We start from the raw sequence: 12418 nt of genomic DNA on the forward strand, positions 1-12418 counted from the left end.
GGGGGGCTGAACGTCCTTGTTCATTTATTGCACATTCGGGCAGGGAAACGTTAAATCACGCCATCACCGCCGTCGGAACACCATACCTGGCCGGTCGTAAAGGAACACTCATCTGACGCCAGCGTGACGTATAAAGGTGCAATCTCCACCGGCTGGCCCGGACGGCCCAACGGTGTGTCACCCCCAAACTGCTTCACTTTCTCCATCGGCTGGCCGCCGCTGGATTGCAGCACCGTCCAGTAAGGCCCGGGAGCCACGGCATTAACGCGAATGCCCTTCGGCCCCAGTTGTTTGGCAAGGGATTTGGTAAACACCGCCAGACAGGCTTTGGTCTGGGCATAGTCCAGCAGGACAGGGCTGGGTTTTACCGCTTGCACCGAGGAGGTGTTAATAATTGCCGCAGGGGCTTTCAGATGGCGAAGCGCCGCTTTGGTGATCCAGAACGGGGCATAAACGTTGGTTTTAAACGTGGCATCGAAATCTTCGGTAGTGAGTTCTTCCAGCGATTCCCGATACTGCTGGCGACCGGCGTTGTTCACCAGAATGTCCAGTCCGCCAAGTTTAGCCACCGCTTCCTCCACCAGGTTCTGGCAGAAGGTTTCATCCCGGACATCCCCCGGCAGCGCGACGGCGTTGCGCCCTTCGGCCTTGATCAGGTCGATAACCTCTGCGGCGTCTCTCTCTTCTTCAGGCAGATAGTTAATGGCGACATCGGCGCCTTCACGGGCGTAGGCAATGGCCACCGCGCGGCCGATACCGGAGTCACCGCCGGTAATCAGCGCTTTTTTGCCCGCCAGACGGCCGTGGCCTTTATAGCTCGTTTCCCCGTGATCGGGAACAGGTTGCATCTCAGAAGCCAGTCCTGGTGGCGTCTGCGGCTGTTCCGGGAAAGGGGGTTGCGGATAAGCGTTCGTACGTTGTTGAGTATCACTCATAGCTGACTCCTTAAGCCAATAGGTGAGTTAGGATGAAAATACAGCGTTAACGCTTCGCTGAGTTATTTCTGCAGATGATCGACACGCACCACGGAAGGCGATGACTTTTTATCAAGCGAACCGTTAATGCTGATCATCTGGTCTGGTTTGACTGTTCTGCCGTCAAAGACTGCTTTTGGGATAATAACGTCGATTTTTCCGGATTTATCCTGAAATACATACTTATCGCCGCTACCGTCAATAAGGTTGCCGCGCAGTGAAATGGTCGCGCCATCATGCATTTGTTTCGCCTGGTCGATGGTCATAATACGGGCATCATCCGTGCCGCGATAACCGCTATCCAGCGCATGCGGAGGAGGCGGCGCTTCACCCTTTTGTAACCCGCCGTTATTATCAGCCCATGCGGTTGGCACCATAAATATTAAAAAAGCGGAAATAAGTGATAATTTCATCTGATATCCTTCATTTAAGGTGTCTTGACTTATTAAGTATTGTTGCTATTCCTTTATGTGGCAAATGTGATAAGTCTTAAAAACATTCGCCATACAAAACAGAACGTTTGGTAAATAAGCGAAACGGTGATGGCTGCCATGAATGATAAAAATGAAAAGTTACCCGGGATAAATGAGAGTTATCGCTTGCTGAGTTTTGAATATGCATTTCGCCAGCTCGGATTTATTGTGTTACTGAGTATTATCATCGCAGCGATTGCCGGTCTGTTTTCAAGTGGGATAGTGAGTGACACGGAGAAAACCAATTCTGCAAAAAACCTGACCCTCAACTATGAGCGCTTTGCGCGTCGGCAAACGGAGTCGCGACTTCAGGTGACCTTTCCGGTCAACAGCGAGGGCAAATACACCGTGAGCATGACCAGCGAGAGCAGCGACGCCTACGAGCCGGGCAGCGTCTGGCCGCAGCCAGACAGCATGTACAGCCGCGGGAACACGCTCTATTTTGTCTATAATCATCTTGAAAAATCGCCACATTTTTCGGTCTGGCTGTTCATTACCCCGACCAGAGGCGGTAAATGGCACAACGTCATTCGTGTAAACAACCTGCCGGATATTCCTTTCTGGCAATTTATTTACCCTTAGGAGGCTGCCATGGATATGGTTTTTAGGGCGTTGGCGATTTACCTGTTTCTGGTGGTGGTCTTCAAAGTTGCCGGACGACGTGCGTTGCTGCAGATGACCAGCTTTGACCTTATTCTCCTGTTAATTATCAGCGAAGCAACCCAGCAGGCCCTGCTGGGGGAGGATTTTTCGGTCACGGGTGCAATGATAACCATCACCACGCTGGTGGTTGTGGATATTATTTTTGGACTGATGAAAAAGTATTTTTCGCCGGTGGAGAATATCCTGGATGGCACGCCGGTAATTCTGGTTGAGAACGGCGTGCCCTTAGCAGATAAACTCAAAAAGGTCGATGTTTCATGTGATGATATTCTGGTTTCGGCCCGGCAGAATAATGGTATTACAAAGTTAAGCGAAATCAAATATGCCATTCTGGAACGTAATGGCCATATTTCCATTATTCCTGAGAAAAAATGAGAGGCCTGATGATGAGCAATCTATACCACGACAACACCATTACCGTGGCTGAACTGACCAAAAAACTGGCGAGCAGGTTAATCGATGCCGGGCTTCGCTTAACAACCGCAGAATCCTGCACCGGCGGGAAGCTTTCCGTGGCGCTCTGCGCGGAAGAGAACACTGCCGATTTTTATGACGTGGGGCTGGTCGTCTTCAGCGATAGCGCGAAGGAGAGGATCCTGGGCGTAAGCCCGGAAACCCTCGCGCGGTTTACCGCCGTCAGTGAACAGACCGTCACCGAGATGGCGGCCAGCATCCGCGACATTGCCCAGGCCGATGTCAGTATCGCCATCAGCGGCTATGCCGGGCCGGAAGGGGGAGATGACGGCACGGTGGCGGGGACCGTGTGCTTCGCCTGGAATATTGGCGGAAAGACGGAAACGAGCAGGGTGCTCTTTTCCGGCGACTGTCAGGACGTGGTGGAAAAAGCGGTGCATTACTCGCTGGCTGAATTAGTGACGAAATTATCGGGCTGAAATAACGCGGAGGTTTTATGGCTGTGATGGTCATTACTGGCGGGACGGCGGGCGTGGGGAAAGCCACGGCGCTGCATTTTGCAAAAGCGGGCTACGATGTGGGCATTATTGCGCGCGAGGAGACAAGCCTGCACTCGACCCAGGAAGAGCTACGCCGTTTTGGCGTCAATGCGTTGGCCGTGCAGGCGGATGTGGCCGACAGTCAGGCGGTGGTGGATGCCGCCAACGAAATTGAGTATCGCCTTGGGGCGATTGATGTGTGGGTCAATAATGCCATGGGGGCGGTGCTGGCGCCGTTTCGGACCATGACGCCGGATGAATTTCGCCGCGTTACAGAAGTCACCTACCTTGGCTACGTGAACGGTACCCGTGCCGCGCTGGAGTTGATGGTGCCGCGCGATCGGGGCGTGATTATTCAGGTTGGCTCCGCGCTGGCCTACCGCTCCATTCCTCTGCAGTCCGCCTACTGCGGCGCCAAAGCCGCGATCCGGGGCTTTACCGATGCGGTGCGTACCGAGCTGATGCATGAGAACAGCCGGGTGCAAGTCGCCATGGTTCAGATGCCGGGGTTGAATACACCGCAGTTTGAATGGGCTCGGAATAAGTTTGCCTGGGCGATGCGCCCGGTTCCGCCGGTGTTTGAGCCGGAAGTGGCCGCGAGTGCCATTTTCAGGGTGGCGCAAAAACCGGTGCGCGAGCTGTGGGTGGGCAGCAGTACCATCCAGTCGATTGTCGGCCAGTTCCTCTTCCCCGGCTTTCTTGACCGCCTGATGGTGAAAAAGGCCTGGGAAGGGCAGATGACCGACACCCTGAACGCAGAAGACCGGCGGGATTATCTCGACCAGCCGGTCAACGACCTGCACAAAATCCACGGCCATTTCTCTGCTGAGGCGAAAACGCGCGCCAGCGCCGTCTCCTCTGGCGCGCCCGGGAAAGTGCTGCTGGGCTCCCTGGCCGTCGCAGGGATTGTGCTCACACGCCTGATGCGCGGCCGCAAAAAGTAGTCAGCGCAGCGCGCTACGGTTTGTCCAGAACCAGCGATAGCCGTAGCCGCCTATATTCAGCTCAACGGTTTTGTCGCTGACCAGCGTATCCTCGTAGCGTTTGTCTGCCAGACAGGCGGTCCATGTGGCGTGGCGGATCCCTCTGGAGGTGAAGGTCACCGGTTGATCGCTGAAATTAACAAAGGTAAGAATGCTGCGATCTTCAGCCTCGTAGTAAATTCCCAGCACTGCATCATTATCGATGGCGATAAGATGAAACGGCGCCACGGCAATCTCCGGGAATTCAGACCGCGTGTTGGCGATATCGATAATCCGGTGCAGTAGCGAGTTGCGTTGCAACAGCGAATCCGCCACGTTAATTTTCTGATAACGATAGGGCCCGTGGTCAATGATGGGCGCGATAAAGCTCTGCGCATCCGCGTCAGAGAAGCCACCGCCCTGAGAGGGCGCCCACTGCATGGGCGTACGCACGGCGTAACGCTCTTCTAAATCCAGATCATCACCCATGCCGATTTCATCCCCGTAGCGCATAACGGGCACCCCGGGCAGGGAGAACAGCACGGCGTGGCAGAACGCCAGCCGCTTCTGGTCGCCGTTCAGCATCGGCGCCAGGCGACGGCGGATCCCACGCTGGTACACGTTCATCTCTTCATCCGGGGCGAACGTGTCGAGGACGAACTGTTTATCCTTTTTACCGATCCCCTCCAGATCCAGCTCGTCGTGGTTACGCAGCCAGTTGGCAAAGCAGCAGGAGTCCGGCGGGACGATCATTTTCTTCACCGCATTACGCAGCGGGCGGGCGCTTTTCCTGGCCAGGCTCACGTAGAAATATTTGTTAAGCCAGAAGTTAAGCACCAGATGCAGGCGGTCGTTATTGCCAAAATAGTCCTTGTAGGCTTCCACCTCTACGTCAACTTCCCCGAGCAGGATCGCCTGCGGGTTATGTTGGGTAATCAGGCGGCGCAAATGCTCCAGGATCCACAGCCCCTTTTTCTCGTCACCGCCTCCGGCCTGGGTGGTGAGATGCGACGCGGCATCCAGACGGAATCCCGATACGCCAAGCTTGAGCCAGAAGAGGATAATGTTCTCTATCTCTTTAATTACCGCAGGTGAGGTGAGGTTGAGATCCGGCTCGTGGCGATAAAACATATGCCGGTAGTATTGGCCCGCCTCGTCATCCCATGTCCAGATGCTCTTTTCCACGCCGGGGAACATCGGAGGCGTATCGTCATCATCATTATCTGACCACAGATAATAGTCGCGAAAGGGGGATTTCGGGTTGCGCCGGGCCTCCTGAAACCAGGGGTGCGCGTCCGACGTATGCTGGATCAACAGCTCGATAATGACCTGCATCCCCAGCTCACGTGCCTGCTCAATAAAAGCGATAATATCCGCCAGTTTGCCGAACCGGGGATCGACCTGCAGGTGGTCGCTGACGTCATACCCTTCGTCCAGAAAAGGGGTAAGGTAAAACGGAGTGATCCAGATTACTGTCGCCCCCATGCGGCGTATATATCGCAACTTGGCCGTTATTCCGGCGATGTCTCCGCAGCCATCGCCGTTTAAATCGTAAAACAGTGCCGTATCAATTTGATAAATAATGGCCCGTGTATGCCATCCTGCCATCCTGCACCTCAGTGGTAACCTTCTGTATCAGAAACTTTTCCCCGAAAGACGTAGTAACTCCAGGCGGTGTACACCAGGATCACCGGAATAATCAGTAACGTCCCCACCAGCATAAAAAGCTGGCTGGCGGGCGGGGCCGCGGCATCCCACAGGCTAATGCGCGGCGGAATAATGTTCGGCCACAGGCTGATGCCCAGTCCGCTAAAACCGAGAAAGATAAGCCCAAGCGTCAACAGGAACGGACGCGCGTGGCTGGCCGGGTTGCGGGTCAAGCGCCAGATCCACAGGCTAAATACGCCTACCAGCAGAGGCACCGGCAGGAACCAGAAGAAGTTAGGCAGGGTAAACCAGCGCTCGGCCACGTACTGCCAGCCGAGTGGCGTCCAGATGCTCACCACCGCGATGACGACAATCAGCGCCAGCAGCACGTGGCGGGTCAACTCGCGCATGCGGTTTTGCAGTGCACCTTCGCTTTTCATGATAAGCCACGTGGTGCCCAGCAGCGTGTAGGCCACTACCAGCCCGATACCGCAGAACAGGTTGAAGGGGGTCAGCCAGTCGAGGGCAGACCCCACGTAGCGTCGGCCTTCTACTTCAAAACCGTTGATCACCGCGCCGACCACCACGCCCTGGCTGAAGGTGGCGAGTAGCGAGCCTCCGGCAAAGGCGTAGTCCCAGAACTGGCGGTGAGAGGGCGTCGCTTTGAAGCGGAACTCAAAGGCGACACCGCGAAAGATAAGACCGATCAGCATGGCGGTAAGCGGAATGGTGAGCGCATCGATGATCACCGCATAGGCCAGCGGAAAGGCGCCAAACAGCCCTGCGCCGCCCAGCACCAGCCAGGTTTCGTTGCCGTCCCAGACGGGGGCCACGCTGTTCACCATCACGTCGCGCTCTTTGGCATCGCCCACGAAGTTAAACAGCAGACCGATCCCCAAGTCAAAGCCATCCATAATGATGTACATCAGGGTGGCGAAGACGATGATGGCAAACCAGATAACCGAGATATCGACGCCCATCAGATTCTCTCCTCTTCCGGAACAGACTCAGCGGCAGACAGCGGACGGGCGGGGGTGCCCGAGGTGTTTGAGGTTAGCGTGTCCACCGGCTGTGGTCCTTTCTTAATCAGACGCACAAGGTAGACATAGCCCACGCCAAACACCGAGCAATAAACGACGATGAAGGCCAGCAGGCTGATGCTCATCTGCAGCGTGCTATGCAGAGAGACCGCGTCGATGGTGCGCAGATAGCCGTAGACCACCCACGGCTGGCGACCCACTTCGGTGGTCACCCAGCCAGCGAGCAGCGCCAGCAGACCGGCTGGCCCCATACAGAGGGCAAACCAGTGGAACGGGCGCGAGTGATACAGCCGGTGGCGATAGCGTAGCCACAGGCTCAGGACACCGAGGGCAATCATCAACAGCCCCATGCCAACCATGATGCGGAACGACCAGAAGACGATGGTGGAATTCGGGCGATCTTCTTTCGGGAAATCTTTCAGCGCGGGGACCTGTTTATCCAGACTGTGGGTGAGGATCAGGCTGCCGAGGGCCGGGATCTCAAGCCCGTATTTGGTGCGCTCCTCTTCCATATCCGGCAGACCAAACAGCAGCAGCGGGGTGGCTTCCCCTGGCGGATTTTCCCAGTGCCCCTCGATGGCGGCGATTTTGGCAGGCTGATGTTCAAGCGTGTTCAGGCCATGCATATCCCCGACTACGGCCTGAATGGGGGCGACCAGCAGGGCCATCCACATGGCCATCGAGAACATTTTGCGAATGGCGGGCGTGTCGTTGCCGCGCAGCAGGTGCCAGGCCCCCGACGCGCCCACAAACAGGGCGCTGCACAGGAACGCGGCAATGGACATATGGATCAGCCGGTACGGGAAAGAGGGGTTGAAGATGACGGCCAGCCAGTCTTCAGGGATCACCTGACCGTTCTCAATGGTGAAGCCCTGCGGAGTGTGCATCCAGCTGTTAGAGGCGAGGATCCAGAAGGTGGACATTAGTGTACCCAGCGCCACCATGCAGGTTGCGAAGAAGTGCAGTCCCGGTCCAACCTTGTTCCAGCCGAACAGCATTACGCCGAGGAAACCGGCCTCCAGGAAGAAAGCGGTTAACACCTCGTAGGTCAGCAATGGCCCGGTGATGCTGCCTGCAAACTGAGAGAACCCGCTCCAGTTGGTGCCGAACTGATAGGCCATGACCAGCCCGGACACAACGCCCATACCAAAGTTGACGGCAAATATTTTGAGCCAGAAATGGTACAGGGAGCGCCAGACGTCGTTTTTGGTACGCAGCCACATCCCTTCGAGCACCACCAGATAGCTGGCAAGCCCGATGGTGATCGCCGGGAAGAGAATATGAAACGAGACGGTAAAAGCGAACTGAATTCTCGCCAGATGAAACGCGTCGAGTTCGAACATGGTCCGTACCTCTGGAACGATGGGGCACGAGAATTACCAGGCAGCGGGAGCTGCCTGGCAAAACCGGTTACGGTTTTTTCTTACCGGCGCCTAGCTCGGCACCTGTTAACGGGTCGGCGTTCGGATCGGATTTTGTGCGAGCAGACATCGCCTTGACGAGCGTAGCCTGTTCGGTCGAGAGCGTCACGCTTGCACTCCCGTCTCCACCGTCAACCGCAGGTTGGGGGGCCTCAACGTAGTCGAAATGCTTATCGCTGTTCCAGCTTCCGCGGACCTCGCCACCTTCAGACATATTGTAGTACTTGTTGGTGAATTCCTCGATTGGCGGCAATTTCCCCGGCGGGAAATTATTGCGAATAGACTGAAGCGCCTTCTCGAAGGAGAGCTGGTGCGCCGCCTCTCGCGTCATCAGAAACGCCAGTGCATCTTTCACCCCGGGATCGTCTGTCACGTTGATCAGACGCTCATAGATGATTTTTGCCCGCGCCTCTGCGGCCACGTTCGAGCGCAGATCCGCCGTGGGTTCACCAATGGTATCAACATAGGCCGCCGTCCAGGGCACGCCCGCGGAGTTAGTGAGCGGGGTACCGCCGCCGTAGAGCAGGGAGGTAATATGGCTGTCGTTGCCGTTTTCGGTCATGGACCGGTACAGCTCGGCTTCGTTCTCTACCCCTTCCGCCAGCGCGCCTTTGGCCCCTTTATTCAGCATGCCGACCAGCGTCCCGATGATTTCGAGGTGGCTCAACTCTTCGGTCGCGATATCCATCAGCATATCTTTACGGCCAGGATCGTCATCACTCAGGCCCTGGGTGAAGTAGCGGCAGGCGGCCGCCAGTTCACCCTGCGGCCCGCCAAATTGTTCCAGCAGAAGATTGGCGAGGCCGGGATTCGGTTCAGCAACGCGAACCGTGTATTGCAGCTGTTTGACGTGTCGAAACATACACTCTCCTGTGGTTTATTTTTTCGCTTCGACACCTGATGCATCAGAACGCAGCAGGAACTGTTCCGTCGTTTGCGGAATATGACGAATCAGCCAGTCGGCCATCTCGCGCTCTTCGGCGAGAATGGTTTCAATGGCGGGTACAGAGGCGGTGTCGCCCGCTTTTTTGGCCGCGGCCAGCAGGGAGGTGTAGCAGGCAATTTCGAACTGTTCGAAAACATAGCCGCTGATGGAGCCTTTAACAATCTCATCGGACGGGAACATGCCGCCGATGGACTGGCCGAGCGCAGCCATTTTGCTCATCGAGTCTTTTAAAACCGAACGAGAAATATCATTACGATCGAGGATTTCCTCCAGCAATGTGATTTGCCGTTTTGTCTCATTAAGGTGCTGCTCAATACGGGCGCGAACATCAGTTCAATACGGCTGGCCATCGATTCCAGCATTGATTCGGCTTGCTTTTCCATTGCATGGGCATCGCGTAGCCAGTCATGGTAGTGTTCTACGTGATTCATATTTCGTTCCTCATTATAGGTTCGCTTATTTGGTCTCACTTTCAGCAGCCTGATCGGCACGTGCGGCACTGTAGCCAGATAAATGGCCGACAATATTGGCGTAAATACTGATGATAATGACCCATAGTACGCTATTCTTCCACCATATTACGGAAGGGATAGCAAGAATGAACCATATTATAGCTGCCGTTAAATGGCACCGTTTAATTGTCCTGGGACTGATGCTCATTATATTTAACCTGTGTTATAGCGTCATTTTTGCGCTTTTTGGTTAATATTTCCTACGGCCAGGTCGGTGAGTTTAAGATCGGTTTCTTTTTCTTCTTCCAGCGTTTCGGCAAGAAGTTTAACGGCTTTTTTATAGCCAAGTTGTTCTGCTAATGTGGCAAGGGTACCGTAACTGGCAATTTCGTAATGTTCCACTTTTTGCGCTGCAGCAATTAATGCAGCATCACGGACTTCATTCTTTTCTGTGCTTTCGATGACCTCATTGGCCTCTTCAATTAAGCCTTCCATTGCCACACATTTCATTCGCTTAAGCTTAATACCGTCTTCCTGTTCGATAATCTGATCGATACGCTCAATCTGACCCTGCGTCTCCTCAAGGTGGGCGGTGAAAGCCGCGCTGAGCTTTTCACTGGAGGCGGCACGGGCAAGTTTGCTCAGGGCTCGGGTGAGCTGTTTTTCCGCGCTGTAGGTATCGGACAGTAGATGAATAAAAACATCCTCGATACTTTTCATATTCATATATTTTGCTCCGGTTAAAACGTTAAGGGAACTGCGAGCCTTTCGGCCCGCAGCATGCTCTCTGGTATTACTGAGACAGCTTAATAAAATCAGGAGTTATCAGATTTACGGCCTCCGCCGTGACTATTCTGACCCCCTTTCTTACCTGCTTCAGATGCGCGTTGCGGATCGTTTTTGAAATTACCGCCGCTGTGCTGGCCGCCTTTACGTCCAGCTTCTGATGCTTTTTCACGGTCTTCAGCGAAATTACCGGAACCACCACGATGCTCTGCCATATTAAACCTCATAGTCATATATTGGTTATGTCAGTACGATACAGAAATATTCCGTATCACTCGTCGTTCGAGTAATAACTTTAGACGCTGTGCGGCATGCGTCAAATGCGTTTCGCCATTCACGGTTGCGTTATTTAAAAATATTGGTGGGTTTACGCTTCGTTTGGCGAAAAAATATGGATGAGTGGGAAGGACTTGTAAAAAAATGCTCGGATTAATCCTAAGTTGCCGCTAAAAACCTGAAAGGTGAGGATAAAAATTGTAGCGCCACAATTTCGTTCAATTTTTAGCCGGGATGGCCTCCAAAATTACTCCTTTATAGCCAGGAAACAGAATAATCATTAATTATAAGGAAACTCCTGGACGACGGGCCGGGGGGAAAGGAAGGGGGCCAGGTACGGCCCTGACAGGTTCGGGCAGCACACGGTTTGACCACTGTCGTCGTAAGATCACAAATCGTAAATTCTTCCCCCCGGAAGGAACGGGTTTCTCTACACTCCAGGTAATATTCACTGGAGGCATGACACCATGGCGAACACCATCACGGCTGATGATATTCGGGAACATTTTTCGCAGGCTATGTCGGCGATGTACCAGCAGGAAGTTCCGCAGTACGGCACCTTGCTTGAGCTGGTCGCGGACGTAAACCTGGCGGTTCTGGAAAACAATCCACTCTTACATGAACAACTGGCGAATGCAGATGAGCTGGCGCGCCTGAATGTGGAGCGTCACGGGGCTATCCGCGTGGGCACCGCAAAAGAGCTTTCTACCTTACGTCGTATGTTTGCCATCATGGGCATGTACCCGGTCAGCTACTATGATCTCTCTCAGGCGGGCGTTCCGGTTCACTCGACGGCATTTCGCCCGGTGGATGATGCGGCGCTGTGCCGTAACCCGTTTCGTATCTTTACCTCACTGCTGCGCCTTGAGTTGATTGAGAACGTTGCCCTGCGCGAGCGGGCGGCGGAGATCCTCTCTCACCGCAACATCTTTACGCCGCGCTGCCTGGCGCTCATCGAACTGCATGAAAAAGAAGGGGCGTTCACCGAGGCGCAGGCGCGGGAGTTTGTTCAGGAAGCGTTAGAAACCTTCCGCTGGCACCGTCATGCGACGGTCGATCAGGAGACCTATCTGGCGCTGCATAATGAGCATCGCCTGATTGCGGATGTGGTCTGTTTCCCGGGATGCCACATCAACCACCTTACGCCACGCACGCTGGATATTGACCGGGTGCAGGAGCTGATGCCGAAGTACGGCATTGAACCCAAAATTCTGATTGAAGGGCCGCCGCGCCGCGAGGTGCCGGTGTTATTGCGTCAGACCAGCTTCAAGGCGCTGGAAGAGCCGGTGCTGTTTGCCGGGGAACATAAAGGCACCCATACCGCGCGCTTTGGTGAAATTGAGCAGCGCGGGGTGGCGTTGACGCCGAAAGGTCGCGAGCTTTATGACAATTTGCTCGCCGAGTCCGGCACCGGCAAAGACAACCTGACCCATCAGCTTCATCTGCGTGAAGTGTTCAGCGCCTTCCCGGACAGCGAGCTGATGATGCGCCGACAGGAGCTGGCGTATTTCCGCTATCGCCTGACGCCAGCGGGTGAAGCGCATCGTCATGCGTTTCGTCCGGGCGACGATCCGCAGCCGTTAATTGAACGCGGGTGGGTGGTCGCCCAGCCGATCACCTATGAAGATTTCCTGCCGGTCAGCGCCGCAGGGATTTTCCAGTCCAATCTCGGGAATGAAACCCAGGCGCGCAGCCACGGTAACGCCAGCCGGGATGCCTTCGAAGCGGCGCTGGGCTGCCCGGTCTATGACGAGTTCGCACTGTACGAGGAGGCGGAAACCCGCAGCAAACAGCGTTGCGGTTTGCTCTGAAATCGTTACTCTTC

Annotated in this window: 14 protein-coding genes and 1 pseudogene; 5 read left to right on the forward strand and 10 right to left on the reverse strand. The window is 55.0% G+C overall.

All coding sequences use genetic code 11. The features are described from left to right. Positions 1-50: 50 nt before the first annotated feature. On the reverse strand, positions 51-935 hold the full coding sequence (locus PUZ33_RS02430; RefSeq protein ID WP_048972164.1) for an SDR family oxidoreductase: 885 nt from the start codon (positions 933-935) through the stop codon (positions 51-53). A 62-nt stretch (positions 936-997) separates the two neighbouring features. Beyond that, a complete protein-coding gene (locus tag PUZ33_RS02435) occupies positions 998-1387 on the reverse strand; it encodes a YdeI family stress tolerance OB fold protein (protein ID WP_013096672.1) in 390 nt (129 codons plus the stop codon). 138 nt (positions 1388-1525) lie between these two features. On the opposite strand from PUZ33_RS02435, the gene PUZ33_RS02440 reads away from it, so the two are divergent. The 4 genes from PUZ33_RS02440 to PUZ33_RS02455 are packed head-to-tail and all read left to right on the forward strand — an operon-like array spanning position 1526 to position 4007. Continuing rightward, positions 1526-2029, forward strand: a complete 504-nt coding sequence (locus tag PUZ33_RS02440; RefSeq protein WP_058680478.1) for a hypothetical protein — start codon at positions 1526-1528, stop codon at positions 2027-2029. Positions 2030-2038: 9 nt separating this feature from the next. Then, a complete protein-coding gene (locus tag PUZ33_RS02445; protein ID WP_013096670.1) occupies positions 2039-2485 on the forward strand; it encodes a DUF421 domain-containing protein in 447 nt (148 codons plus the stop codon). 11 nt (positions 2486-2496) lie between these two features. Continuing rightward, positions 2497-3003 (forward strand): 2-oxo-tetronate isomerase, encoded by a 507-nt coding sequence (locus PUZ33_RS02450; protein ID WP_058680477.1) that lies wholly within the window; start codon positions 2497-2499, stop codon positions 3001-3003. A gap of 17 nt (positions 3004-3020) precedes the next feature. Continuing rightward, a complete protein-coding gene (locus PUZ33_RS02455) occupies positions 3021-4007 on the forward strand; it encodes an SDR family oxidoreductase (RefSeq protein WP_058680470.1) in 987 nt (328 codons plus the stop codon). Here the strand turns inward: PUZ33_RS02455 and PUZ33_RS02460 are convergent, their stop codons facing one another. The 8 genes and pseudogenes from PUZ33_RS02460 to PUZ33_RS02495 form a co-directional block, all read right to left on the reverse strand. After that, the gene (locus PUZ33_RS02460; RefSeq protein WP_058680469.1) at positions 4008-5633 is read right to left on the reverse strand and encodes an alpha-amylase family protein; all 1626 of its coding nucleotides are present in this window, start codon (positions 5631-5633) and stop codon (positions 4008-4010) included. Between the two features lie 8 nt (positions 5634-5641). Next, entirely contained in the window at positions 5642-6652 is a 1011-nt protein-coding gene (gene cydB, locus PUZ33_RS02465) for a cytochrome d ubiquinol oxidase subunit II (RefSeq protein ID WP_020688583.1), read from the reverse strand. Continuing rightward, complete coding sequence (locus PUZ33_RS02470; RefSeq protein WP_013096665.1) at positions 6652-8055, reverse strand: cytochrome ubiquinol oxidase subunit I; 1404 nt, start codon at positions 8053-8055, stop codon at positions 6652-6654. The genes cydB and PUZ33_RS02470 overlap by 1 nt, the downstream gene beginning before the upstream one ends. Before the next feature lie 67 nt (positions 8056-8122). Then, positions 8123-8995: a manganese catalase family protein gene (locus tag PUZ33_RS02475; protein WP_020688584.1), complete on the reverse strand. Its 873-nt coding sequence runs from the start codon at positions 8993-8995 to the stop codon at positions 8123-8125. A gap of 15 nt (positions 8996-9010) precedes the next feature. Then, positions 9011-9510 (reverse strand): annotated as a pseudogene (locus PUZ33_RS02480) (ferritin-like domain-containing protein). Between the two features lie 25 nt (positions 9511-9535). Next, entirely contained in the window at positions 9536-9739 is a 204-nt protein-coding gene (locus tag PUZ33_RS02485; RefSeq protein WP_013096662.1) for a hypothetical protein, read from the reverse strand. Positions 9740-9762: 23 nt separating this feature from the next. Next, the gene (locus PUZ33_RS02490; RefSeq protein ID WP_014831873.1) at positions 9763-10257 is read right to left on the reverse strand and encodes a YciE/YciF ferroxidase family protein; all 495 of its coding nucleotides are present in this window, start codon (positions 10255-10257) and stop codon (positions 9763-9765) included. A gap of 89 nt (positions 10258-10346) precedes the next feature. Then, positions 10347-10532 (reverse strand): general stress protein, encoded by a 186-nt coding sequence (locus PUZ33_RS02495; RefSeq protein WP_004150795.1) that lies wholly within the window; start codon positions 10530-10532, stop codon positions 10347-10349. A 528-nt stretch (positions 10533-11060) separates the two neighbouring features. Between PUZ33_RS02495 and hglS the strand changes: the two genes are divergently transcribed. Next, positions 11061-12404 (forward strand): 2-oxoadipate dioxygenase/decarboxylase HglS, encoded by a 1344-nt coding sequence (gene hglS / locus PUZ33_RS02500; protein WP_058680467.1) that lies wholly within the window; start codon positions 11061-11063, stop codon positions 12402-12404. Positions 12405-12418 lie beyond the last annotated feature (14 nt).

Origin of the sequence: Enterobacter cloacae complex sp. 2022EL-00981 (assembly GCF_028737495.1) — a bacterium.
In the GTDB taxonomy this organism is placed as follows: Bacteria; Pseudomonadota; Gammaproteobacteria; order Enterobacterales; family Enterobacteriaceae; genus Enterobacter; species Enterobacter cloacae.

Coding starts and splice junctions, on each gene's coding strand:
- PUZ33_RS02430 (WP_048972164.1), bottom strand. CDS start 935: ATGAGTGATACTCAACAACGTACGAACGCTTATCCGCAACCCCCTTTC.
- PUZ33_RS02435 (WP_013096672.1), bottom strand. CDS start 1,387: ATGAAATTATCACTTATTTCCGCTTTTTTAATATTTATGGTGCCAACC.
- PUZ33_RS02440 (WP_058680478.1), top strand. CDS start 1,526: ATGAATGATAAAAATGAAAAGTTACCCGGGATAAATGAGAGTTATCGC.
- PUZ33_RS02445 (WP_013096670.1), top strand. CDS start 2,039: ATGGATATGGTTTTTAGGGCGTTGGCGATTTACCTGTTTCTGGTGGTG.
- PUZ33_RS02450 (WP_058680477.1), top strand. CDS start 2,497: ATGAGCAATCTATACCACGACAACACCATTACCGTGGCTGAACTGACC.
- PUZ33_RS02455 (WP_058680470.1), top strand. CDS start 3,021: ATGGCTGTGATGGTCATTACTGGCGGGACGGCGGGCGTGGGGAAAGCC.
- PUZ33_RS02460 (WP_058680469.1), bottom strand. CDS start 5,633: ATGGCAGGATGGCATACACGGGCCATTATTTATCAAATTGATACGGCA.
- cydB (WP_020688583.1), bottom strand. CDS start 6,652: ATGGGCGTCGATATCTCGGTTATCTGGTTTGCCATCATCGTCTTCGCC.
- PUZ33_RS02470 (WP_013096665.1), bottom strand. CDS start 8,055: ATGTTCGAACTCGACGCGTTTCATCTGGCGAGAATTCAGTTCGCTTTT.
- PUZ33_RS02475 (WP_020688584.1), bottom strand. CDS start 8,995: ATGTTTCGACACGTCAAACAGCTGCAATACACGGTTCGCGTTGCTGAA.
- PUZ33_RS02485 (WP_013096662.1), bottom strand. CDS start 9,739: ATGAGCATCAGTCCCAGGACAATTAAACGGTGCCATTTAACGGCAGCT.
- PUZ33_RS02490 (WP_014831873.1), bottom strand. CDS start 10,257: ATGAATATGAAAAGTATCGAGGATGTTTTTATTCATCTACTGTCCGAT.
- PUZ33_RS02495 (WP_004150795.1), bottom strand. CDS start 10,532: ATGGCAGAGCATCGTGGTGGTTCCGGTAATTTCGCTGAAGACCGTGAA.
- hglS (WP_058680467.1), top strand. CDS start 11,061: ATGGCGAACACCATCACGGCTGATGATATTCGGGAACATTTTTCGCAG.